Origin of the sequence: Amycolatopsis sp. YIM 10 (assembly GCF_009429145.1) — a bacterium.
Lineage (GTDB): Bacteria > Actinomycetota > Actinomycetes > Mycobacteriales > Pseudonocardiaceae > Amycolatopsis.
This window is the reverse complement of record NZ_CP045480.1, coordinates 3,455,436-3,478,321: the sequence shown is the minus strand read 5'-3', so window position 1 is coordinate 3,478,321 and position 22,886 is coordinate 3,455,436. Positions and strand designations below refer to the sequence as shown.

Here is a 22,886-nt window from a genome sequence, read left to right as displayed (position 1 = left end):
AGGAGCCGTTTTTTCCCATGAGCGCACTGGAATTCGCCCGCCGGGTCCGGAGCAGGCAGCAGGCCGTCGGTTACTGGGTGGTGCTCGACGACCCGATCGCCACCGAACGGCTCGGCCGCCTCGGTTACGACTACGTGGCCGTCGACGCCCAGCACGGGCTGCTCGGTTACGAGGGCATCCGCAACGCGATGCTGGCGATCGACGCCGGGGCCACGTCGGCGGCCATGGTGCGGGTCGAGCAGAACGACCCGTTCGCCATCGGCCGGGTGCTCGACGCCGGGGCGACCGGCGTGATCGTGCCGTTGATCGACAACGCCGAGGACGCCGCCGCGGCCGTGCGCGCCGCGCGGTACCCACCCCACGGCCGCCGGTCGTACGGTCCGATGCGGTCGCAGCTGCGGGTCGGCCCGACGCCGGCGGTGGCCGACGAATCCGTGCTGGTGCTGGCGATGATCGAGACGCCGGAAGGGCTGGACAACGTCGCGGAGATCTGCGCCACGCCCGGTGTCGACGGGGTGTACGTCGGCCCGTCCGACCTGCGACTCGCCGTGGGCGGGGCCACCTCGACCGATCCGGCCGTCGACGAGGTCTTCGAGCAGGCGGTGGAAAAGATCGCCAAGGCGGCCGAATCGGCCGGCATCGCCGCGGGAATCCACACCCCGGCCGGGGAGGTCGCCAAGCGGCGGCTGGCGCAGGGCTACACCTTCGCCACGGTCGCCTGCGACCTCGTGCACCTGGAGCAGGCGGCCAGGTCGCACCTGCAGGCAGCGCGAGGTGAGCAGTGAGGCTGTCCGAAGCCGGACCCGGTCGCGTCGAGGCCCGGCTGACCGCTTCGACCGCGCAGTCCCACGCGGCCAATCTCGCCGTGCTGCCCGGCGGTGATCTCGGCTGCGCCTGGTTCGGCGGTACCCAGGAAGGCGTGCACGACATCGGGATCTGGTTCTCACGGCTGGCTCCCGACGGAGACACCTGGTCGGAGCCGGTCGCGCTGACCGGTGATCCCGAGCGCTCCGAGCAGAACCCCGTGTTGTTCACCGCGCCGGACGGTGAGCTGTGGCTGTTCTGGACCGCGCAGCACGCGGGCCGCCAGGACACCGCCGAGGTACGGGCGCGCCGGTCCGCCGACGGTGGCCGGACCTGGGGCGAACCCCGCGTCCTGCTCCCGGCGAGCCCGGCCGGCGGGGTGTTCGTGCGGCAGCCGCCGCAGGTCACCGCGTCCGGTACCTGGCTGCTGCCCGCGTTCTCCTGCAACACGCCCGCCACCGGCGTCTGGTCCGGCGGCGACGACACCAGCGCGGTGTTCGCCAGTGACGACGGCGGCGAAACCTGGACCCGGTACGACGTGCCGGGCAGCCGGGGCTCGGTGCACATGAACGTACTGCCCGCCGAGCACGGGTACGTGGCGTTCTACCGCAGCCGCTTCGCCGACGTGATCCGATCGAGCACCTCGCCGGACGGTCTCAAGTGGACGGAGCCGGAGCCGACCTCGTTGCCGAACAACAACTCCTCGGTGCAGGCGACCCGGCTGGCCGACGGCAGGCTGGCGCTGGTCTACAACGCGAGCAGCGCCGCCGACGCCACCCACCGGCGCGCGGGGTTGTACGACGAGGTGGACGAGAGCGGTGCGCTCGCCGGTGAAGAGCGCCCGGCTGTGCCGGTCAACGGCGGCGTCGATGACCGCGAAGCGTTCTGGGGCGCGCCACGCGCACCGCTCGCGCTCGCGACCTCGTCCGACGACGGCCGGACCTGGCACCGGCATCCGGATCTCGCGCAGGGCGACGGCTACTGCCTGACCAACAACTCCCGCGACGGCGTCAACCGGGAGCTGTCCTACCCGTCGATCACGCAGGACGACCTCGGCCGGGTGCACGTGGCCTTCACGCACCACCGCTCGTCGATCCAGTACGTCCGGCTCGACCCGGACTGGCCGGGCTGGCGGGAGCACACATGAGCCTCACCCTGATCACCACGCCGACCTTCGGGCGGTATTCCACGGAACCGTGGGAAATGCTGCGCGAGGCCGGAGTCCGCGCCGAACGGCCGCGGGAGGACGGGCCGCTGCCACGCACCGAACTGTTCGCCCGGCTGTCCGAAGTGGACGCACTGATCGTCGGGCTCGACCCGATCGACCGCGAGGTGTTCGAAGCGGCGCCGCGGTTGAAGGTCGTCGCGAAGCACGGTGTGGGGTACGACAACATCGATCTCGACGCCGCGCGCGACCACGGCGTCCGCGTGGTCTACGCGCCCGGCAGCAACTCGCGCGCGGTCGCCGAACTGACCTTCGGCCTGCTGCTCGATGTGGCGCGCGGGATCGCCGAGAACGACCGCGCCGTGCGCGCGGGCCGGTGGCCGAAGACCTTCGGCGGTGAACTGGCCGGGCGGAGCCTCGGCATCGTCGGCTTCGGCCGGATCGGGCGGATGATCGCCGGGTACGCGAGCGCGTTCGGCATGAGCGTGGTGGCGCACGACCCGTTCCTGCCCGCCGACGCCTTCGGTGCCGTGCCGTCCGCCGACCTGGAGACCACATTGGACAGTGATGTGGTCAGCCTGCACCTGCCCGCGGTTCCCGGCGCACCACCGCTGCTGGACCGCGCGCGGCTGAGTGCGATGCGGCCCGGCGCGATCCTGCTCAACGCCGCCCGCGGCGGGCTGGTCGACGAGGAAGCCGCCGCCGAACTGCTCCACAGCGGTCATCTCGGCGGCGCCGGGTTCGACGCGTTCGCCGTCGAGCCGCTCGGCGAAAGCCCGCTGCTCACCGCGCCCAACGTGGTGCTGACCGCGCACATCGGCGCCTGCACCAGGGAAGCCAACGCCGCGATGGGCACCGCCGTCGCCGAAGGCGTGCTGAGCGTGCTCGGCGGGACCGAGCCGCGCCACGCCGCCGTCTGAACCTTTGACCCGTAAAGGAAAACATGAAGATCGAGCGCGTCCGCATCGACCGGGCCAAGTTCGACATGGTCGACTTCGCCAAGCACCCGACCGGGTTCTCCCTGGTGTACTCCCCGGGCAGCCGCAAGCCGACCAGCGCCTACGCGATCCGGATCTACACCGACGAAGGCGTCGTCGGGCAGTACGTCGGCGGCAACTCGATCGCCGCGGCGCAGGTCGGCATGTTCGGCGACTACCTGATCGGCAAGGACCCGCTGCAACGCGAGCTGATCTACAACGACGTCAAGCGGCAGCTGCGCAAGTTCGACAAGATGGGCATGGGCCTGGTCGACATCGCACTGTGGGACCTGGCCGGACGCGCGCACGGCGCGTCCATCCGCACCCTGCTCGGCGGCTGGAAGACCCGGCTGCCCGCGTACGCGTCGACCGCCGCCGGTGACCGCAACGGCGGGCTGGACAGTCCCGAGGCCTACGCCGACTTCGCCGTGGCGTGCCGGGAACTGGGCTACCGCGCGTACAAACTGCACGTCTGGGACGAGTACGACGTGCCGGAGGTGGTCCGGACCATCACGAAGGTCCGGGAGGCGGTCGGCCCCGACATGGACCTGATGCTCGACCCCGGCTGCAAGCTGGAGACGTTCGCGCACGCGGTCCAGGTCGGCCGCGCCTGCGACGAAGCGAACTTCCTCTGGCTGGAGGACCCCTACAAGGACACCGGCATCTCGATCTTCGGGCACAAGCGGCTGCGCGAGCTGATCCGCACTCCCCTGCTGCAGACCGAGCACGTGCGCGGACTGGAGCAGCACGTCGACTTCGCCATCGGCGGCGGCACCGACTTCGTGCGCGCCGACGCCGAGTACGACGGCGGCATCACCGGCGCGATGAAGATCGCGCACGCCACCGAGGGCCTCGGCCTGGACGTCGAGCTGCACACGCCCGGCCCCGCGCAACGGCAGCTGATGGCCTCGCTGCGCAACACCAACTACTACGAAATGTCCTTTGTGCACCCCAAATCCAGCGAGATCGGGCGCAGCCAGCTGGTCTACGCCGACGACTACCGCGACGGCCTCACCGTCATCGGCGCCGACGGCTGCGTGCCGGTCCCCGATGGCCACGGACTGGGCGTCACCTACGACTGGGAAGCCATCGAGGCGCACACCGTCGACACCGTGGAGTTCTCGTGACCACCGCGGCAAAGGGCGATCTCTACGCGCTCAGCGCCGACGACGTCCGGGAGCCGCCTGCCACCCTGCGCGGGCGGCTGCGCTACCTCGGTCCCGGCATGATCCTTTCCGCCGCCGTGGTCGGCTCCGGCGAACTGATCCTGACCACCTCGCTGGGCGCCCGCGCGGGCTTCGCCCTGCTGTGGCTGATCATCGTGGCGACCTCGGTGAAGGTCTGGGTGCAGATGGAGCTGGGCAGGCTGACCGTGCTGTCCGGACGGCCCGCGCTGGAGGCGTTCAGCGACGTCCCGCCCCGAACGCGGCGCGGCAGCTGGATCAACTACCTGTGGATCGGCATGGACTTCGCCAAGATGTTCCAGCGCGGCGGCATCATCGGCGGCACCGCGGCGGCCTGCTCGGTGCTGTGGCCGATCGTGGGCGAGCCGCTGAGCTGGACCTCCACCGCGGTGTGGACGGTGGTCATCGTGGTGGTGACCATCGCGCTGCTGCAGAGCAGCCGGTACTCGGTGGTGGAGACCGCGTCGGTGGTCGCGGTCGCGGTGTTCACCATGGTGACCGTCGGCCTGGCGCTGGCGCTGCCGTTCACCCGGTTCGGCTGGGACCTCGGTGATGTCGCGGGCGGGCTGGAACTGGCCGTGCCCGCCGGGGCGCTCGGGCTGGCGGTCGCGATGTTCGGCTCGACCGGGGTCGGCGCGGACGAGATGACCACGTACACCTACTGGTGCATCGAGAAGGGATACGCGCGGTGGACCGGACCGGCCGACGGCTCCGCCGAACGCGACCGCCGCGCCGAGGGCTGGCTCAAGGTGATGCGGCTGGACGTGGCGGTGTCGTGGCTGGTGTGCACCCTGTGCACGCTTTCGTTCTACGTCATCGGCGCGGCGGTGCTGAACCCGCAGCAGCTGGTACCGCAGGGCAACGCGATGATCACCACGCTGTCCAGGATGTACACCGACACCATCGGCCCGTGGGCGGAGGTGGTGTTCCTGGTCGGCGCGATCGCGGTGCTGTTCTCCACCAACGTCGGCTCCACCGCGAGCGTGCCGCGCCTGTGGACCAACACCCTCGGTGTGCTGGGCGTGCTGAACTGGCGCGACCCGGCGGTGCGGCGCCGCACGATCCGGGTGCTGACGTTCTGCTTCCCGCCGCTGTGGGCGTCGTTCTTCCTGTTCATCCAGTCGCCGGTGCTGATGGTGCAGATCGGCGGCATCGGCTCGGGTGTGTTCCTGATCGCCGTGGTGATCGCCGTGTGGTACCTGCGCTCCCGTGAACCCGACAAGCGGTTCCGGCCCAACCCGCTGATCACCGGGGCGCTGGTGGTGAGCAGCCTGGCGATCATGGCGCTGGGAGCCTATTCCGCGCTGGAGGTCTTCGGCGTCTCGCTGGGCTGACATGCTGGCGGTATGGAACTCTACGACCGGATCGGTGACGGGTACGCGCTCGGGCGCCGCACCGATCCGCGGTGGATGGCCGCCGTGCTCGCCGCACTCGGTGCCGCGCGCACGGTGGCCGACATCGGCGCCGGGACCGGCTCGTACGAACCACGCGACCGGCCGGTGTTCGCCGTCGAGCCGTCGTCCGCGATGATCCGGCAGCGCCCGCCGTCCGCGAGCCCGGCCGTGCGCGCGGTCGCCGAGGCACTGCCGATCCGCGACCAGGCCGTGGATGCCGCACTGGCCGTGCTCACCGTGCACCACTGGACCGACTGGCGGGCCGGACTGGCCGAACTGCGGCGGATCGCGCCGCGCCAGGTCGTGCTCGCCTACGACACCCGGCGCCACACCGAGTTCTGGTTCGTCCGCGAGTACGTGCCCGAAATCGCCGCGCTGGAACTCAGCCGTCCGTCCGCCGAGGACATCGCCGCCGAACTGGGCGCCGACAGCGTCACCGTGCTGCCCGTGCCGTGGGACTTCACCGACGGCGTGTTCCCGGCCCACTGGCGCCGCCCGGCCGCCTACCTCGATCCCGGCGTCCGCCGTGCCTGTTCCGCGTTGGCGCAAACCGATCCGGCAGCCGTCGACCGCGGCGTCAACCGCCTGCGGGACGACCTGGCTTCCGGGCGCTGGCAGGAACGCCACCGGGAACTGGTCGAGCTGGACGAGTGGGACGCCGGTTTCCGCCTCATCACCGCCACGACTGGAACGCGGTGATGCCCACCGCTCCCCCGTCGTCGCGGACCGGGCGGACGCGCAGCGCGTTCGTGGTCACCGGCGGGTCGACGAGCACGCGGTTCAGTCGTCCGCGTTCCGGAGCCGGCGGCACGCGCGTCTGATCCGGCAGTGAGACCCAATCCCCGGCCGCGTTCCGGTATTCGACCGCGAACCGGTCGGGGGTGCGCACACCGCCACCGTCGTCGTAGAACGACAGGCGCAGGTCGGAAACCGGCTTCGCGGCACCGAGTTCGACCGCGAGCCAGTCCTCCCGGTTCGGGCTGCCGTAGGAGGTCCAGCGTGTGGTGGGCACGTCGAGGTGGAAGTCCTGGCCGTCGATCGCGTCGGCCGGGGTGTCCGCGGGCCAGGTGTACGAGGCCGTGGCCGACGGGTAGCCGGTACCCGCCACGTTCACCAGATCGTCGACGGCCGTGTGCAACACCTGCGGCCGTCCCGTTGGCACCCGCAGCTCGACCGGTTTCAGGTCCGCCTGCCGGTGCACCCGCTTCCCGTCGATCCACACCGTCAGCCCGGCGCCCTTGCCGTACCTGGTGCCGTCGCGATCCCAGGCCACCGACAGGTTCCGCCCGTGGTACGGCACGTTCTCCACCGCGAAGTGGCTCCAGTCGCCGGGCACCAGCGGCGCCAGCCGGACCCGCTCGCCCTGCTGCGGCCGGATGCCCAGCAGACCGGAGAGCACCAGATCGTTGAAGGTGGAGTGGTTGTAGTCCTCGCTGTGCCCGGCAGCGTCGTAGAGCCAGCGATCCTCATCCGGGTGATGCGCTTCAGCCACATAGGGCACGCCGTTCTTGCGCTGGGTAGCCGCGTAACCCCGGAGCAGGCCGACGTAGTCGTCACGATCCACATAGGACTGCGACGGGTAGTCGGCGAGCAGGTTGGCCAGCGCGGTGAGCGTCTGGCTGGTGGCGAAGGGCCAGCTCGGCCCGGACCACCGGCAGCAGCCGAGTTGTGCGTCGTGCATGAACCACGGGCTTCGACGCTCCACTGTGGTCGGTCCGAACGGCGCGGCGAACCCGGCCGGGTCGGTCAGGTGCGCCCACGCGGCCGAGTTCGCGGTCGGCGCCATGTGGAAGTACCAGGGGATGAAGCCGATCTGCTCGCGGTCTTCGAGCTGCTCGCGGCCGGGGTTCCCGTCACGCATCACGTGCTTGTAGAACTGCGCGTCCTGGTCCCAGAGGTGGCTCTCCATCGCGGCCCGCAACGCGTTCGCGTCGTCCTCGTAGTCCTTGGCCTGGCGGCGGTCACCGCGCATCCGCAGCAGGCTCGCGATCGCCTTGGCGTCGCCGTACTGGTAGGCGTTCAGCGTGGGCCGGAAGCCCTCACCACCGTGGTACGGATCGTCGCTCTGGTACGAGCTGGCGGTGTACTCCATCGCGTCCCACACCGGGACCTGCCAGTACAACCCGAGTTCGCGGTCGAACTGGGGTGACCAGGTGGCCCACTGCTTCTCCAGTTCGGGCAGCCGGTCCACGGCGAAACCGAACCGGCCGTCCACCGAAGCACGGGCCAGCATCGCGTCGGCGGCCCAGAACGAGTACTGGTGCGCCCAGTCGGTGGTGTTCTCGTTGAGCTGGTCGGTGGCCGGTTTCGGCCCGGCGCCGCTGCCGCGCAGCCAGTAGTCCAGGTAGTCGTCGAGATAGCGGTGGTCGCGCAGCCAGCGGCCCTCGTACACGTGGTGGCCCGCGGCGGCGACGATTCCGCCGTGCGGCGCGGAGTAGCCGACCGGGCCGAGGAACTCCGAGACGATCCAGCCGTCGGCGGCACCGGTGTACTTGAGCGCTTCCTTGTAGGTGCGCCAGCGGTAGTAGTAGGTGTCCTCGATCGTCTGGTCGGGCAGGTCGACGAACGGGATGTTGGCCTCGTACCACTCGGGTTCGACAAATCCGGCCAGCTTCGCGCCGTGGTCCAGCAACCGCGTCCCGGCGCCCACCACGGGGTACAGCGGCGGCGCGGGGGCTGCCACGGCGGACGGCGGAGCCACCGTCACCACGAGCACGGCGACGGTGGCTCCGAGCACAGACCAGCGGAAACGGTGACCGAGCGACATGAGGGCTCCCGTCATCACCAGAGCCGCGGCCCTGCGTCATGTTGTGTAGTTTTGTTTATAGCTGTTCGGTTCAGCCGGGTAAATGGGCCAACCAGTCGAAAGTCATCGCGTAGAACCGCGGGGCCCCGCGGCTCAGGTTGATCGAATGACCGGCGTCCGGGATGACCACGCCGGGCCCGTCGGGATAGAAGCCGTCGTGGGCGCCCACCACGGACAGCGTCGGCACATCGGCCGGGACCGGCGGCGTGCCGAGAGCGAACAGTTCCGGTTCCGGCACGGTGTCCTTCAGCGGTCCCTCCTCCAGGTGCGGCACGGCCGGGCCGTAGGTGCCCGGGAAGTGGAACGTCTCGACGCGGGTGCCGGGCAGGGTGGTCAGGTAACCGGACGGCAAGTGGGCGAACCTGGGCTCCTCCCCGGCGGGGTGGAACGGGTGGAACGCGGCTCGGGTGGCCGCGGCCGGTGCCGCGGTCGGCATGCCGCTGATGATCAGGCCGGTGACCCCGCCGCGGCGGGCGGTGTCGTGGGCGATGAGGCCGCCGAGCGAATGGCCGTTGAGCACCACCCGGTCGAACCGCGGCCCGAACGCACCACCCCGCAGCGCGTCGACCACCTGGTGGGCGACATGAGCGGCAGCGGGGACGTCGAGCGTCGCCGGGTCGGGGTGATCACTGCGGCCGTACCCGAGGCGGTCGAGGTTGAGCGTGGCGAAACCGCGCGCGGCCGCCAGCCGGGCATAGGCGCTCCAGTAGGTGTGGTCGTAGGTGGCGCCGTGCAGGAGCAACTGGACCGGGGCGTGCCGGTCGAGGTGCTTCGGACGGCAGAACTCGGCAAAAACCCGCTGTGGCAACGGATCTCCGGGCAACCGGGCGACCGAGAGGTGATGATCCCGGCACTGTGCTGTGTCAGCCGTGGCGGCTGGGACTGGGACGAGCAGGAAAAGAACGGCGGCGATCGCCGCGGAAAAGGCGCGCAAGGCAACCCCTTCGGGGAACAGCGCGAACGGTTCCAGCCGTGGTTCGACGGCTACTGCGCGGATACGCAGCTCTATGCGCTGCCGGAAGGTTAGGGGGCGCCTGGCGGAGTCGGCAACTCCATTTTATTGACCCCCAGTCTTGACCTCCAGCGCGGTGGAGCTATCAGAATCGCCGCATGTCGCACACCATCACCAATCCCGGCGGCCTCGCCGACCCCGTGCCCTACGGTTACAGCCACGTCGCCCGCACTCCGGGCGGACTGGTGTTCGTCGCCGGCCAGTGGGCGGCGGACCCCGGCGGCCACCTCATCGAGGGTGACTTCGCCGCGCAGGTGCGCCAGTCCTTCGCCAACCTGAAGATCGCGCTCGCCGCCGAGGGCCTGGACTTCGGTTCCGTCGTCAGGCTCGGCACCTACATCGTCGACCACAACGAGGAGAAGCTGACCGTGCTCGGCACGCGGATCGACGAGATCTGGGGCGACCGGCCACCCACGCAAACCCTGCTGGGCGTGGCGAAACTGGCCCTGCCGGGCATGCTTTTCGAAGTCGACGCCGTCGCGGTTCAGAACAACGCCTAGCCGATCAGTTCACCTTCGAGCACGCTCATCAGGATCATGTCGTGCCATCGGCCATCGCGGAGGAAGCGTTCGCGCTGGCGTCCTTCTTCGACAAAGCCGAGTTTCCGGTACACGTGGTAGGCCCCGGTGTTCTCCGCGACCACCCACAGGCTGATCCCGTGCAACCGCATCGCGTCGAAGCCGTAGCGGCACAGCACGCGGATCGCGTCGGTGCCGTAGCCGCCACCGCGGAACTCCGCTTCGCCGAGGAAGATGGTCAGCTCGGCCCGGCCGGACTCGGGTTCGGCGCCGGTCAGTTCCGCGATGCCGATGGCCCGCCCCTCGGCGAGCGTTTCGACGCACAGGCTGAGGTTGCCGTAGGTGTTGCGGCGCCGGTCCTCGCACCGCTTGAGCACCTGCGCCAGCGACGCCGGATAGTCGTTGACCATCCACCGGCCGACTTCCGGGTCCTCGTTCCAGCGGTGCAGTGCCTCGGCGTCCGACGGCTCCAGCGCGCGCAGTTTCACCAGCTTTCCGGTCAGCACCGGCTGAGCGTAGCGATTTCCGGGCCCGCCGGTCAGGCCGCGGCGAAAAGCAGTCCGGCGGCGAGCGCTTCCACGCCGAAGTAGAACCAGATGGGGTAGAACGAAGTGCCTTTGTCGACGAGCCGGGAAACCACCCGGCCTGCCGCCATCCCGGCCAGCGCGAACCCGACGGTGACCACCACGCCGCGCCGGAAGTCGCCGCCGTCGATCACCGCGAGCACCAGCACCGCGGCGATGGCGAGGCCGAAGCCGCCGTAGACCGCCCTGATCTCGGACCGGCTCTCCGGCGCGTCGACGGTGATCCGGAACGGGCGTGCCAGCGCGGCCGGGGCGGCGAGCGCGTAGGCGCCCATGGCGAGAAAGAAAACGGTCACCCCGATGGGCACGATCGTGGTCATGTGCGCTCCTGTTTTGTCGGCCTGTGCCAGCATGCTGGTGATGAGCGAGACGGCGCTTCCGGAAACGTGCTGCCCCGGCGCGGTGCTGTGGACGGGCCTGGGACGGGCGGCCTATCTGGGGCCGTCCCTGCGGTTGCGCGCGCACTCGGGCTCGGTGCACTGCTTCGCGCTCGGCGTCGACGAGCCGTTCACCGTGCGCGTCGACGGCGTCGAACGTCGCGTGCGCAGCGCCCTGATCCCGGCGCGCACGCGGAGCCAGATCGTCGCGGGAGACGGCCGGATGCTGTTCCTCTACCGTGATCCGAGCGCGGCCTGGCTGACCGAACTCCGCGCGAAGATGACCGCGCTGCCTCCGATCGACATCGACCACGAGGACGAATCCGCGTTGGTGCGTGAGGTCCTCGACGGCCGGTTGCCGATCTCGCTGCTCGGCTCGGCGAGTGCCCCGTCGGACACCCGCATCCGCGCGGCACTGGAGACCATGCGCACCGACCCCGGTGGCCGGTTGACCGCCGCCGAGGTGGCGGCGTCGGTGCACCTGTCGGCTTCGCGGTTCCAGCACCTGTTCTCGGCGGATACCGGCACGAGCTTCCGGCGCTACCGGCTGTGGTCGCGCATGCACCACGTCGCGGCCGCCATCAGCCGGGGCGCTTCCCTCACCCAGGCCGCGACGGACGCCGGTTTCGCCTCATCGGCCCACTTCAGCGACAGCTTCCGGGATATGTTCGGCCTCAGCGCCAGCCGCCTGCTCACCCCGGCCACCCGCCTGACCGTGGAAACTCCGGCGGAGGTGGAACCGAACTGACCGGCTCGGACGTCGAACGGTCGCTTCGAAGGAGGGGATGAGCCGTGCCTGAGGGAAATCCGCTGGTCGCGCAGGCGCAGTCGCAGACCACCGGGGTGACCGGGATCGGGATCGCCGAGTCCGCGGTCGACCTGGCCAACGGCGTGTCCGACGGCTCCTGGGTCGAAGCCGGACTCGGCGCGGTCGGCGTCGGACTCGAAGTCCTCTCGATGGTCGTCGACCCGATCGGCACGCTCGCTTCCTACGGTGTCTCGTGGCTGATCGAGCACGTGCAGCCGCTCAAGGAGGCACTCGACTGGCTGGCCGGGGACCCGCCGGTGATCCAGTCGTTTTCCGAGACCTGGGCCAACGTCGCCGCCGAGGTCAACGCCATCGCCGGCGACCTGGGCAATGAGGTCACCAACGGCACCGCCGGCTGGCAAGGCGAAGGCGCCGACGCCTACCGAGGCGCCGCCGCCGAACAAGCCGACGCACTGGCCGGAGCCGCCTCGCTGGCCGACGGCATTTCCGCCGGCGTGATGATCATGGGCACCGTCGTCGCCGCGGTACGCGAACTGGTCCGCGATCTGGTCGCCGAACTGGTCGGCAAGCTCATCACCTGGGCGCTGGAAGCCGCCGCCACCCTGGGCTTCGCCACCCCCGCGATCGCCGTGCAGGCCACCACCGCCATCACCAAAACCATCAGCAAGATCAGCGACTTCATCCGCAAACTGGTCAAGACCATCGGCAACGTCTCCCCGAAGATCCGCAAGATCATCGACAAACTCGGCGAGATCATCGAAAAGCTGTCCAAAATGCTCCGCAAAGGCGGCAAACCCGGCAGCAGCACCACCCCCTCCGGCGCCAAGCCCAGCACCACCAAAACCCCGGACACCACCCCCAACTCCCCCGACACCACCCCTTCCGGCACCGACACCACCCCCGACGGCGGCAGCCCCACCACCCCCGACGGCGGAAAACCGGGCAACGGCAACCAGCCGGACTCACCGAGCAACCGGCCGGACAACCCGCAGGACACCAAAACCCCGCCGGAGCGGCGGTACTGCAAGGACGACCCGGTCGACGTGGTCTCCGGCGAGGTCATCCTCAGCCAGGTCGATCTCGCGCTGCCCGCGGCGCTCCCGCTGGTCATCCGCCGCGTGCACGTCTCGTCCTACCGCGCGGGCCGGGCGCTCGGGCCGAACTGGGCGTCCACAGTGGACCAGCGGCTGGAGTTCGACAGCGCCGGGATCGTCTACGTCTCCGACGACGGCACCCTGCTGACCTATCCCGATCCCGTGGCCGACCACGCCCCGGTGCTGCCCGCCGTCGGCCCCCGGTGGCCGTTGACCAGGACCGGCGACGGTTACCTGATCAGCAAACCGGACGCCAACCAGTTCCTGCACTTCGCCGGTGGTGGCCGCCTGGACGCGGTCGAGGACCGCAACCGGAACCGCATCGACCTCGACTACACCCCCGGCGGCACCCTCACGCAACTGCGGCACAGCGGTGGCTACCGCGTGCTCGTCGAGCAAAGCGGCGGCCGGATCGCCCGGCTCGTGCTGGCCGGCGAATCCGGCGAGTCCAACGCCGACATCGAGGTCGTCCGGTACGAGTACGACGACCGCGGCCGCCTCGCCAAGGTGTTCAATTCCTCGACCAAGGCGCTCCAGTTCAGCTACGACAGCGACGGGCGGCTGGTCCGCTGGGACGACCGGACCGGTTCCTGGTACGGCTACCGCTACGACGCGCGGGGCCGCTGCGTGGCCAACGAAGGCGCGGGCGGTTTCCTCAACGGCACGTTCGACTACGACGCCGACGCCATGACCACCGTCTTCACCGACGCGCTCGGCAACCGCACCACCTACCGCTACGACGAAGCACGCAACGTCGTCGAGCTGACCGACCCGCTCGGCAACGTCACCCACCAGGAATGGAACGACCGCGACCAGCTGGTCACCCGCCGCGACCCCCTCGGCCGCGTCACCCGGTTCGACTACGACGAGCACGGCAACCTGGTCACCGCGACCCGGCCCGACGGCAGCCAGGGCCTGGCCGAGTACAACGAGTTCGGCCTGCCCACCACGCAGGTCGACCCGGGCGGCGCGGTGTGGCGCTACGACTACGACGAGCGCGGCAACATCATGGCGGCGACCGAACCCTCCGGCGCGGTCACCCGGTACCTGCGTGACGAGCGCGGCAACCTGGTCGGCAAGACCGACCCGCTGGGCGCCACCACGCGCCTCGAGGTCAGCGCGGCCGGGCTGCCGGTGGCGGTGACCGACGCGCTCGGCGCGACCACCAGGTACACCCGCGACCAGTTCGGCAGGCTGTCCACCGTCGTCGACCCGCTGGGCAACCGGTCCTCGATCAGCTGGACCGTCGAAGGCAAGCTGCTGGCCAGGACCTACGCCGACGGCACGGTCGAGCGGTGGCGCTACGACGGCGAAGGCGCCAGGGTCGAGCACATCGACGCGCTCGGCCAGTCGACGCACACCGAGACGACCCACTTCGACCTGGTCTCGGCGATCACCGGTCCCACCGGGGCGCGCACCGAGTTCGAGTACGACACCAATCTCCGGATCACCGCGGTGCGGAACGCGGCGGGCCTGGTCTGGCGGTACCACTACGACGCCGCCGGGAACCGCGTCGGCGAAACCGACTACAACGGCCGCGAACTCCGCTACACCTACGACCCCGCCGGTCAGCTGGTCAGCGTGGTCAACGGGGCAGGCGAGACAACGAGCTTCGTGTACGACCAGCTCGGACGGATCGCCGCGAGGCACAGTGGTTCGGACGTGTCCACCTTCGAATTCGACGAAGCGGGTTCCCTGGTGCGGGCGGTCAACGCCGACGCGGAGGTGACCATGCGGCGCGACGCGAGCGGCCGGGTCCTCGCCGAGACGGTCAACGGCCGCACCATGTCCTACCGGTACGACGCCGCGGGCCGGATGGTCCACCGGCGGACCCCGGCCGGCCAGGAGAGCACCTGGGAGTTCGACCAGCTGGGCCGGGCCTCGCGCCTGGTCAGCGGCGGGCGGACGCTGTCGTTCGGCTACGACGTGGCCGGCCGGGAGGTCGAAAGGCTGCTCGACACCGGCCTGATCATGGCCAGCGAATGGGACAACAGGCACCGCCTGGCCGGCCAGACCGTCAGCACGGTGACCGGGCACGCGCCGCAGGCGACCGTGGTGCAGCAGCGGCACTACACCTACCGTGCCGACGACGCGGTGCTCGCCATCCAGGACGCGCTCGGCGGCACGCGGAACTTCGGGGTGGACCCGATCGGCCGGATCACCGCGGTGGACGCGCCGGGCAGGCAGGAGCGCTACGCCTACGACCTCGCCGGCAACCTGGTCCGCGAGCCGTCGGCTCCGGAAGTCCCGGTCGCGCGGGTGACCGGCACGGTCATGCACGAGTCCGGTGACGTGCGCTACCAGTACGACCGGCAGGGCCGGGTGGTGCTGAAGCAGAAGAAGCGCCTGTCCCGCAAGCCGGACAACTGGCACTACCACTGGGACGCCGAGGACCGGCTGGTCGGCGTCGTCACCCCGGACGGCACCCACTGGCGCTACCGCTACGACGCGTTCGGCCGCCGGATCGCCAAGCAGCGGCTCGGCCCCGACGGCGCGGTGGCCGGCCAGGTGCTGTTCACCTGGGACGGCTCGACCCTCGCCGAGCAGATCGGCCCGCACGGTGAAGCGGTGACCTGGGACTTCGACGGCCGGAACCGCCCGGTGACGCAGATCGAGCACGCTCCGCAGGCCGAGATCGACCGGCGGTTCTACGCCATCGTCACCGATCTCGTCGGCACACCCACCGAGTTGGTCGACGACGCCGGGCAGCTCGCCTGGCGCGCGCAGACCACGCTGTGGGGCGAGGCGCTCGCCGCGCTGAACCAGCGGACCACCACCCCGCTGCGATTCCCCGGCCAGTACCACGACGACGAAACGGGGCTGCACTACAACTTCTTCCGGTACTACGACCCGGAAACCGGGCGGTACCAGAGCAACGACCCGCTCGGCCTGTTCGGCACGCCGAACCCGCACGCCTACGTCGCCGACCCGATGCGGCTGACCGACCCGCTCGGCCTGATGACCTGCGAGGAAGCCGAGGATGCGCTGCGCAACCTCGATCCGAACGACCCGGCCAACGAAGCCAGGCGCAGCGAGGCATGGAACAAGCTGTACGAGGACGCCGAGAACCACCCCGACCGGATCGCCGAACGGCTGCAGGCCGAACGGGAACGGCTCGTCCGCCAAGCGGGCAACGAGATCCACCGCGGGCAGAACGTGCCTCCCCAGCTCGAGGGCGGGCGGGTCGACGCCCCACAGGCGCACGTGCCGGGCAGCCAGTACCACGTGCAGGGCCGGGGCAACGGCTCGCCGGGCCTGAACATGGACGGCAGTTTCCACGACGGCGACCCCGGCTGGAACCGGCGCACCTACGAATGGGCCTACGACCACGGGTTCGCTTGGCCGACGGGCGGGCAGTGGGCCGGGCAGAGCCCGGGCACGCACCCGTGGTGATAGCGTCCGATGTGGAGGGAGAGCCTGGTGACCGCTGAGATCGACCGGTTCCGCGAAGACTTCGAGCGCCTGCTGGCCGAAGGGGATCTGCTCGATTTCGACGCGTTGATGACCTACGACGGCTATTTCGACGAGCTGCCCCTCTACGCCACCTATGCGGACATCTCGTTCCTCAGCGAATTGCCGCTGATGGAACGGAACGGGGTGCTCGTGCGGGCGGCCGTCGAGCACCTCGGCCGGATCTACGAGCACGCCGAACGGTTCTACGCCGGGCGCGAGTTCGACTTCTTCTGCGCGGTGACGGTCACCGGCTGGGAGTTCCTTCCCGAGGGTGACCCGCTGACGCCCCGCTTCTGGCGGGCGAACCCGAGCCGGGGCGTGTTCGAGCACCTGCGGCTGCGGCCCCCGGGCAGCGAAGGCAGCACCATCGTCGCGTACCTGCTCGGCCGCGACTCCGGCTTCCTGCTCAACGACGACATCGTGAACGGACGGCTCGAACGCGTTTTCGTCCAGCTGCCCGATCACCCGCTGCCGCCCGGCACGATCGCGGACTGAGACCTCAGCCGCGGCACCGGTCCAGCAGGTTCGCCGCGTCGTCGTTCAGGTCGGCGGCGAGTGACGAGAACGCCTCGGTGTTGCCCGACGCCAGGTAGTCGGCGACGTCCTGGTAGCCGTTCGCCAGCTTCTCCAGGGTCGAATCGATCGCGGATCCCGCGGTGTCGGCGATGCTGTCCAGGCTGTTCGCCAGCTTCCGGTAGGCGGCGGCGTTGACCTTCCGGTCGTCGCTGACCCGGGTCTCCTCCAGGGTTTCGAAGGCCTCCGCCGCCTCGGAGCACCCCTCCCAGGCGCCCCTCGTCGTGGTGGTGGTCGTCTTCTTCGTGGTGGTCCGGGTGGAGGCCTTGCGCGTGGTGGTGGCGGCGGTCCGTTTGGTCGTGGTGGTGCCGGTGGCGCGCTTCGTGGTGGTGCTGGTCGAGTTCGCGCTGAAGAACTCGTCCGCCGCGTTCAGCACCTTTTCCGGCCCGATCGCGCCGATCACCGGGATCGCGAGCAGGGCGGCGACCGCGATCACGCCACCGACAGGAGAGGCACGCTTGTTGTCCCGCTGCGACTTGCCCTGCTGTGGCTTCTTCTCCTGCTGCGGCTTCTTGTCTCCCTGCGGCTTTTTCTCCTGCTTCGGCTTCTTCTCCTGTCCGGGCTTCTTCTTCGTCTCGTGGACGGTGTAGAGCGCGGTGTCGTAGCGCTTGAACGCCTGGGTGACGCCGTCGGGCAGCCAGTCGCCGGGCAGGCGCGGTTCCGCGTGCCCGGCGACCTCCGCCAGCACCTCGTCCAGCGACGGCCGGTCGTCCGGTTCCTTGGCCAGGCAGCGCCGTACGATCGGCTGGAGGTCCTCCGGGCAGCCGGTCAGCTCCGGTTCCTCGGACAGGATCCGGTAGAACATCGCGTCCCGGTTGCCTTCACCGAAGGCCGGGTGCCCGGTGGCGGCGAACACCGCGAGATGCCCCAGCGCGAACACGTCGGTGGCGGCCGTCGCGGGACGGCCGCGGACCTGCTCGGGCGCCATGAAAGCGGGTGTGCCGATGCTGATCCCGCTGCGCGTCAGCGAAGTGGCCGCCGCCGCGTGCGCGATGCCGAAGTCGATGACCCGCGGGCCGTCCTCGGCGAGCAGCACGTTGGCCGGGGTCAGGTCGCGATGGACGATGTCGCACGCGTGCACGGCGACCAGTCCCTCCGCCACCCCCGCCACCAGCCGGAAGACCGTTTCGGACGGCAGCGAGCCGTGCTCGGCGACGGCCTGGCGCAGTGACGGACCGGGCACGTACGCCGTGGCCAGCCACGGCACGGCCGCCGTGGCGTCGGCGTCCACCACCTCCGCGGTGTACATGCCCTGCACCCGCCGCGCGGCGGCGATCTCCTGCTCGAACCGCCGCCGGAACTCCTCGTCCTCGGCGTGCTCGGCGCGGACCACCTTGATCGCCAGCGCCCGTCCGCCGGGGCTGAACGCCAGGTACACCCGCCCCATCCCGCCCACGCCCAGCCGGGCCCGCAACCGGTAACCACCGACTTCACGCGGGTCTTCGGCGGCCAGCGGGGTGAATCTGCCTTCCACCGGAAAATCGTACAATAAAATTGTCGATACGAGTCCATAAAATGGTAACCGCTCGCCATTTCATCGAAATTTCATCGGCACCGGATAAACTGTCGCAATAGTGTGCCCGAAGCCGCCGTCGGCACCTTTGGTGAGCAAGTGATCACCCTGGGTGTCGGAGTCGCGGCATCACCCGCGAAGGGGAGATTCGCGCTTTCGGCGGCGAATCGCCGTCACGAGGCGGACAGCGGGAGGTCGGTGGGGCATGACCGTCCCCACCGAGTCACCGGAGGCCACCCCCATGCGCCGTTCCACCGCGGACACCCTGACCCTGCGCGCCGTGCTGCTCGCCGCCCTGTGCGGCAGCCTGGTGGTCGCCGCCTACACGTTGTTCACCCGGCTGTGACCGGCGTCCGAATGGCCCAGTGATACGGATAACACCGGCGCTATACCGCTATCGCACGACGGCCGATGATTAGGTACTGCTGGTCTGGACCACCCGACTTTCGTCGGTTCCGGGGCCGCGCTTTCCGGTTCGAGAATCGGTGCACCCCCTCCCCGGAACGCGGCCGTCATCCCGTGCCGCAGAAACGAGTCGGAACCATGCGCCTGCGCTCACTGGCCGTGCTCATCGGCAGTGCCCTGATGGCCCTGCTCGGCCTGGCCGTTCCCGCCACCTCGGCCGCCGAGGAGACCGGCGGCGTGCAACCGTTCATCATCGGCGGCCAGTACGCCACGAGCGGCCCGTGGGCCGCCCGCCTGTTCGCGAACGGCCGCCAGACCTGCACCTCGACCATCATCGCGCCGCAGTACATCCTGACCGCGAAGCACTGCGTGGCGAGCAGCGGCACCTACACCTTCCGGATCGGCAGCCTGGACCAGCAAAGCGGCGGCACGATGGCCACCGGCGACACGATCACCCGCTATCCCGGCTCGGCCGACCTGGCCATCGTCCGGCTGACCACCGCGGTCAACGCCACGTACTCCCCGCTCGGCACCACCAGCGACGTCTCGACCGGGCAGACCGTGCAGGTCTACGGCTGGGGCGCGACCAGCCGGTGCGGTTCGGAGATCAACTGCCAGTCCCGCTACCTGAAGTACGCCAACGTGCGGGTCAACTCGGTCAACTGCAGTGACTACTACGGCGGCATCTCGGTGTGCGCGAACCGCATCGACGGCATCACCGCCGGTGGGGACTCCGGCGGCCCGATGTTCGCCTCCGGCCGCCAGGTCGGCGTCGCGTCCACAAGCGACCGTTCGAACAACACCGCGTACACGAACATCACCCGGTACCGCAGCTGGATCCAGCAGGTCGCCGGAGTCTGAGGCCCGCTCAGGCCGGATCGCCACCTCGGCGCACCCCCGCGCCGAGGTGGCATTCCCGCGCGACCGCCGCCGGGCTCGCGTCCCCGGTCATCCACCGCACCGGAACGGACTCGCCGAGCACCCGCACTGCCTCCCGTTCACCCGGCTCGTTCGCCGCCCGCAACCACCGCGCCGTCCGCCGGGCGGCACCGGGGCGACGCGGTCCCGCCGCGCTCCCGGCCGGGACGAACTCCGGCGGCACCACCACAACGGCCGCCACCCGGCCGGGATGCGCTGCCGCGCACCGGATCGCGGGACCGGCGGCGGCCGGGTGCACAACGAGCACCGGCCGGGTCTCGACCGGCGCCAGCAGGTCGGCGAGCCAGTCACGAGGAGTGACGTCACTCGGCGCCGATCGGCCGAGTCCGGGCAGATCGGCGACCAGCACCGGAGCCGGTCCGAGTTCGGCGATCACCTCCCGCCACGGTTCCGCGCTCGGCTCGACTCCTTGCAGGAAAACGAAATCCGGTGTGACACGAGCGCCGGCGACATAGGCACGAGACCCGGCGACCCCCTGGAATCCGCCCGGGAGCGCGGCGGGTGTGTCGCCGAAACCATCCGCCACCAGGCGATCGGCCCACCGCCGCAAGGCGGTTTCGACCGGCGGGTGCCGGAGCCCGGCGGCACGGGCCACCCGGTCCGCCGACGCCGTGTCGTACCGATCCCCGGTCAGGAAGGTCAGCGTCTCGGGATCGGCACCGGTCAGCGCGGTGGGCAGCCGCCGGATCGCCCCCGCCGGCACCCGGAGCTTCGGCGCCCGGACGCCCAGGTGCCCGGCCAGCAGGCGCACCAGCGCGGGCAGCTCCGGCGTGTTCTCGTCGAGCACCCAGTGCCTGCCGATGGCGTCGTGCTCGGGCAACGCGGCCGTGAACTCGGCGAAGTGGTCCACGGTCACCACCGGCACGAACGTCCGCGCACTTCCCGGCAGCACGGGGAGCCTGCCGGTCCACAGATCGCGGACGAGCGCGGCCAGGCCGAGGTACTGACCGGCCTCACCGGTCACCGAATGCCCGATGACCGTACTCGGGTTCACCACGGTCAGCGGAATTCCCAGTTCCCCCGCGAGCACGCGCACGGCGGCGTCCGCCTCGAACTTCGAACCTTCGTAGGCTCCCTTTTCGCGGTACAGCGCCGCCAGTTCGGCTTCCGGAATCGGATACCGGGGCCGCGGATCCAGTCCGACCCGATATCCCGAGACGTGCACGAGGCGACGCAGGTTCGGACGTGTTTTCGCCCACCGCAGCACATTCACCGCACCATCGACGTTGACCGGTGTCGCTTCCTCCCGCCGCAGGCCGAATCGGTAGACCGCGGCCGAGTTGAACACGTCCCGCACGCCCGCGAGCCGTTCGTCGTCAGCCGGGCTCAGCCCCAACCCGGGACCTTTTGTGAGATCACCGGTCAGAAGCGTCAGACGATCGACGGCCGCACCATGCGCCACCAGCCAGTCGCGCAGCTCTCCGGGACGGCGCACCACGGCCGCGACCGCGCGTCCTCGGCCCAGCAGGTGCAACACCGTCCACCGGCCGAGAAATCCGGCCGCACCGAACACCACCCTGTCCATTGTGGTCACCCTTGCTCCAGCAGGACGCCGATGCGGCGGGTGACCTGCTCGATCGGTACCCGGCTGCGCCGGGCCCGTGCCAGCACCAGCGCGCCCTCGATCAGGGCGAGCACGGTCGCCGCCAGCTCCTCCGCCTCGGCGGAGTCGCGCCCCTCGGCTCGCAGCACCTCCACCAGCGCGCCCTCCCAGCCCGCGTAGATGTCACCGCACCGCGCCTGCAGGTCACTTTCCGACGACGCGACCTCCAGCGCCACGGTCGCCACCGGGCAGCCCTTCGCGTAGTCCGCCGCCTGCATCCGGTCGGCCAGCGCGGCCAGGACGCCGGGCACGAGCGCACGCGCGTCGGCCGCGGTTCCGGCGACACCGGCCAGCAGCTCGTCGACCTCCTGACCGGCCGCGGTCAGCGCCGTGCCGACCAGCTCGTCCTTCCCGCCGGGGAAGTGGTGGTACAGCGACCCCCTCGGCGCACCGGCCAGCGCGAGCACCTCGTTGAGCGCGGTGCCGTGGTACCCCTTCTCCTCCAGCAGCGTCCTGGCCGCGGCGATCAGCTTCGCCCTGGTCTGCTCACCCTTGATCACGCCGTCAGAGTAGACCGATCTACATAATCTTCGCCACCTCGGGTTCGACGATCGCCGAGCGGCACCTCGACACCACTGACAGTGAATGGACCTTGAGCCGTTCGAGAGGGAAATGGGGCCGAATGTCGGTGTAACAGCATTCCCGCACCGACCGGCAGGCGAGCCGACTAGGCCAGGCAGGCAACGCTGCCTCACCCACCGGCCACCCGAGAGTGAACCGCGTTCAGCCGCCTTGTCCCGACCAGGAAACGAAGTCTAGCGTTGGACCGCATTCGCCCCGTCTTCGAACAAACATCCAGCATGCTAGAGGTGCTGGATTCACCGCGCTGGATTCTGAAGGAGCCGCTGGAATGACTTCTCTCGACCGTCCCGTGCTGCGCACCGCCTACCAGCGTTCAGTCGCCGATTACTGGGACAAGGAGAAGGATCCGGTCAACCTTCGTTTGGGTGAGATCGATGGTCTTTTCCACCACCACTACGGCATCGGCGATTTCGACCCCGCTGTGCTGGAAGCGCCCGGGGAAACCCGCGACGACGCCATCATCGCCGAAATGCACCGCCTGGAAACCGCGCAGGCCGATGTGCTGCTCGACCACCTCGGCCCCATTTCCCCCGGCGACCGGCTGCTCGACGCGGGCTGCGGGCGCGGCGGCACCAGCGTGATGGCCCACCAGCGATTCGGCTGCCGGGTGGACGGCGTGTCGATTTCCCGTCAGCAGGTGGAATTCGCGAACGCCCAGGCGGCGCGGCTCGGCGTGGACGGGCACGTGACCTACCACGAGCGCAACATGCTGGACACCGGCTTCGAAACCGGCGCGTTCGCGGGGATCTGGAACAACGAGTCGACCATGTACGTCGACCTGACCGAACTGTTCGCCGAACACGCCCGTCAGCTCGCCCCCGGCGGCCGGTACGTGACGATCACCGGGTGCTACAACGACGTGACCGGCGGCCGCTCGCGGGCGGTCAGCCAGATCGACCAGCACTACATCTGCAACATCCACGCCCGCGGTGACTACTTCAAGGCACTGGCGGCCAACGGTTTCGTGCCGATCAACGTGGTCGACCTGACCGCCGCGACGATCCCGTACTGGGAGCTGCGCGCGCGGTCGTCGGTGGCCACCGGCATAGAGGACCCGTTCCTCACCGCCTATCGCGAAGGCAGTTTCCACTACCTGCTCATCGCCGCCGACCGGGTCTGAGCGGGGGAGGCGCG

The 22,886-nt window shown here is 70.1% G+C and carries 21 protein-coding genes; 14 read left to right on the top strand and 7 right to left on the bottom strand.

Features of this window, described 5'->3' with window-relative positions:
- Window positions 1–17 precede the first annotated feature (17 nt).
- From YIM_RS16960 to YIM_RS16935, 6 genes are read left to right on the top strand one after another with little or no spacing between them, the layout of a single operon-like run.
- Complete coding sequence (locus YIM_RS16960; protein ID WP_153031275.1) at window positions 18–785, top strand: HpcH/HpaI aldolase/citrate lyase family protein; 768 nt, start codon at window positions 18–20, stop codon at window positions 783–785.
- Window positions 782–1,951 (top strand): exo-alpha-sialidase, encoded by a 1,170-nt coding sequence (locus YIM_RS16955; RefSeq protein WP_153031274.1) that lies wholly within the window; start codon window positions 782–784, stop codon window positions 1,949–1,951. The genes YIM_RS16960 and YIM_RS16955 overlap by 4 nt, the downstream gene beginning before the upstream one ends.
- Complete coding sequence (locus YIM_RS16950) at window positions 1,948–2,889, top strand: phosphoglycerate dehydrogenase (RefSeq protein ID WP_153031273.1); 942 nt, start codon at window positions 1,948–1,950, stop codon at window positions 2,887–2,889. Before YIM_RS16955 ends, YIM_RS16950 begins: the two co-directional genes overlap by 4 nt.
- 23 nt (window positions 2,890–2,912) lie before the next feature.
- Window positions 2,913–4,073, top strand: a complete 1,161-nt coding sequence (locus tag YIM_RS16945) for an enolase C-terminal domain-like protein (protein ID WP_153031272.1) — start codon at window positions 2,913–2,915, stop codon at window positions 4,071–4,073.
- A complete protein-coding gene (locus YIM_RS16940) occupies window positions 4,070–5,464 on the top strand; it encodes an Nramp family divalent metal transporter (RefSeq protein ID WP_228004788.1) in 1,395 nt (464 codons plus the stop codon). The genes YIM_RS16945 and YIM_RS16940 overlap by 4 nt, the downstream gene beginning before the upstream one ends.
- 12 nt (window positions 5,465–5,476) lie before the next feature.
- A complete protein-coding gene (locus tag YIM_RS16935; RefSeq protein WP_153031271.1) occupies window positions 5,477–6,223 on the top strand; it encodes a class I SAM-dependent methyltransferase in 747 nt (248 codons plus the stop codon).
- Here YIM_RS16935 and YIM_RS16930 read toward each other — a convergent pair.
- Complete coding sequence (locus YIM_RS16930) at window positions 6,198–8,291, bottom strand: discoidin domain-containing protein (protein ID WP_153031270.1); 2,094 nt, start codon at window positions 8,289–8,291, stop codon at window positions 6,198–6,200. The two genes, YIM_RS16935 and YIM_RS16930, sit on opposite strands and share 26 nt — an antisense overlap.
- A 70-nt stretch (window positions 8,292–8,361) precedes the next feature.
- Window positions 8,362–9,072 (bottom strand): alpha/beta hydrolase, encoded by a 711-nt coding sequence (locus tag YIM_RS16925; protein WP_194240180.1) that lies wholly within the window; start codon window positions 9,070–9,072, stop codon window positions 8,362–8,364.
- Here YIM_RS16925 and YIM_RS48595 point away from each other — a divergent pair.
- Window positions 9,061–9,357, top strand: a complete 297-nt coding sequence (locus YIM_RS48595; protein ID WP_194240179.1) for a hypothetical protein — start codon at window positions 9,061–9,063, stop codon at window positions 9,355–9,357. The genes YIM_RS16925 and YIM_RS48595 overlap by 12 nt on opposite strands.
- Window positions 9,358–9,440: 83 nt before the next feature.
- A complete protein-coding gene (locus tag YIM_RS16920) occupies window positions 9,441–9,842 on the top strand; it encodes a RidA family protein (protein ID WP_153031268.1) in 402 nt (133 codons plus the stop codon).
- Here the strand turns inward: YIM_RS16920 and YIM_RS16915 are convergent.
- Together YIM_RS16915 and YIM_RS16910 are read right to left on the bottom strand one after the other, a co-directional pair.
- Window positions 9,839–10,366, bottom strand: coding sequence for a GNAT family N-acetyltransferase (locus YIM_RS16915; RefSeq protein WP_153031267.1), 528 nt, complete (start codon window positions 10,364–10,366; stop codon window positions 9,839–9,841). The two genes, YIM_RS16920 and YIM_RS16915, sit on opposite strands and share 4 nt — an antisense overlap.
- Before the next feature lie 32 nt (window positions 10,367–10,398).
- Window positions 10,399–10,764 carry a DUF4345 domain-containing protein gene (locus YIM_RS16910; protein ID WP_153031266.1) on the bottom strand — a complete coding sequence of 122 codons (366 nt, stop codon included), beginning with the start codon at window positions 10,762–10,764 and terminating at the stop codon, window positions 10,399–10,401.
- 40 nt (window positions 10,765–10,804) lie between these two features.
- On the opposite strand from YIM_RS16910, the gene YIM_RS16905 reads away from it, so the two are divergent.
- From YIM_RS16905 to YIM_RS16895, 3 genes are read left to right on the top strand one after another with little or no spacing between them, the layout of a single operon-like run.
- Window positions 10,805–11,569 (top strand): AraC family transcriptional regulator, encoded by a 765-nt coding sequence (locus YIM_RS16905; RefSeq protein WP_194240178.1) that lies wholly within the window; start codon window positions 10,805–10,807, stop codon window positions 11,567–11,569.
- Window positions 11,570–11,613: 44 nt separating this feature from the next.
- Window positions 11,614–16,077: an RHS repeat-associated core domain-containing protein gene (locus tag YIM_RS16900; protein WP_153031264.1), complete on the top strand. Its 4,464-nt coding sequence runs from the start codon at window positions 11,614–11,616 to the stop codon at window positions 16,075–16,077.
- A 27-nt stretch (window positions 16,078–16,104) separates the two neighbouring features.
- The gene (locus tag YIM_RS16895) at window positions 16,105–16,632 is read left to right on the top strand and encodes an Imm15 family immunity protein (protein WP_194240177.1); all 528 of its coding nucleotides are present in this window, start codon (window positions 16,105–16,107) and stop codon (window positions 16,630–16,632) included.
- Window positions 16,633–16,636: 4 nt separating this feature from the next.
- Here YIM_RS16895 and YIM_RS49160 read toward each other — a convergent pair whose 3' ends face one another.
- Window positions 16,637–18,184, bottom strand: coding sequence for a serine/threonine-protein kinase (locus YIM_RS49160; RefSeq protein ID WP_228004787.1), 1,548 nt, complete (start codon window positions 18,182–18,184; stop codon window positions 16,637–16,639).
- A gap of 244 nt (window positions 18,185–18,428) precedes the next feature.
- On the opposite strand from YIM_RS49160, the gene YIM_RS16885 reads away from it, so the two are divergent.
- Complete coding sequence (locus YIM_RS16885) at window positions 18,429–18,569, top strand: hypothetical protein (protein ID WP_153031262.1); 141 nt, start codon at window positions 18,429–18,431, stop codon at window positions 18,567–18,569.
- A gap of 197 nt (window positions 18,570–18,766) precedes the next feature.
- Window positions 18,767–19,489 carry a trypsin-like serine protease gene (locus YIM_RS16880; protein ID WP_153031261.1) on the top strand — a complete coding sequence of 241 codons (723 nt, stop codon included), beginning with the start codon at window positions 18,767–18,769 and terminating at the stop codon, window positions 19,487–19,489.
- A gap of 7 nt (window positions 19,490–19,496) precedes the next feature.
- On the opposite strand, the gene YIM_RS16875 is transcribed toward YIM_RS16880, so the two are convergent.
- Window positions 19,497–21,092 carry an SDR family oxidoreductase gene (locus YIM_RS16875; protein WP_153031260.1) on the bottom strand — a complete coding sequence of 532 codons (1,596 nt, stop codon included), beginning with the start codon at window positions 21,090–21,092 and terminating at the stop codon, window positions 19,497–19,499.
- Window positions 21,093–21,097: 5 nt separating this feature from the next.
- Entirely contained in the window at window positions 21,098–21,670 is a 573-nt protein-coding gene (locus YIM_RS16870; RefSeq protein ID WP_228004786.1) for a TetR/AcrR family transcriptional regulator, read from the bottom strand.
- Between the two features lie 350 nt (window positions 21,671–22,020).
- Here YIM_RS16870 and YIM_RS16865 point away from each other — a divergent pair, with 350 nt between their 5' ends.
- Entirely contained in the window at window positions 22,021–22,872 is an 852-nt protein-coding gene (locus YIM_RS16865) for a geranyl diphosphate 2-C-methyltransferase (RefSeq protein WP_153031259.1), read from the top strand.
- Window positions 22,873–22,886: the final 14 nt, after the last annotated feature.

Excerpts from the sequence above, each read along its gene's own strand:
- YIM_RS16960 (WP_153031275.1), top strand. The coding sequence starts at position 18 with ATGAGCGCACTGGAATTCGCCCGCCGGGTCCGGAGCAGGCAGCAGGCC.
- YIM_RS16950 (WP_153031273.1), top strand. The coding sequence starts at position 1,948 with ATGAGCCTCACCCTGATCACCACGCCGACCTTCGGGCGGTATTCCACG.
- YIM_RS16945 (WP_153031272.1), top strand. The coding sequence starts at position 2,913 with ATGAAGATCGAGCGCGTCCGCATCGACCGGGCCAAGTTCGACATGGTC.
- YIM_RS16935 (WP_153031271.1), top strand. The coding sequence starts at position 5,477 with ATGGAACTCTACGACCGGATCGGTGACGGGTACGCGCTCGGGCGCCGC.
- YIM_RS16930 (WP_153031270.1), bottom strand. The coding sequence starts at position 8,291 with ATGTCGCTCGGTCACCGTTTCCGCTGGTCTGTGCTCGGAGCCACCGTC.
- YIM_RS16920 (WP_153031268.1), top strand. The coding sequence starts at position 9,441 with ATGTCGCACACCATCACCAATCCCGGCGGCCTCGCCGACCCCGTGCCC.
- YIM_RS16910 (WP_153031266.1), bottom strand. The coding sequence starts at position 10,764 with ATGACCACGATCGTGCCCATCGGGGTGACCGTTTTCTTTCTCGCCATG.
- YIM_RS16905 (WP_194240178.1), top strand. The coding sequence starts at position 10,805 with ATGAGCGAGACGGCGCTTCCGGAAACGTGCTGCCCCGGCGCGGTGCTG.
- YIM_RS16885 (WP_153031262.1), top strand. The coding sequence starts at position 18,429 with ATGACCGTCCCCACCGAGTCACCGGAGGCCACCCCCATGCGCCGTTCC.
- YIM_RS16880 (WP_153031261.1), top strand. The coding sequence starts at position 18,767 with ATGCGCCTGCGCTCACTGGCCGTGCTCATCGGCAGTGCCCTGATGGCC.
- YIM_RS16875 (WP_153031260.1), bottom strand. The coding sequence starts at position 21,092 with ATGGACAGGGTGGTGTTCGGTGCGGCCGGATTTCTCGGCCGGTGGACG.
- YIM_RS16865 (WP_153031259.1), top strand. The coding sequence starts at position 22,021 with ATGACTTCTCTCGACCGTCCCGTGCTGCGCACCGCCTACCAGCGTTCA.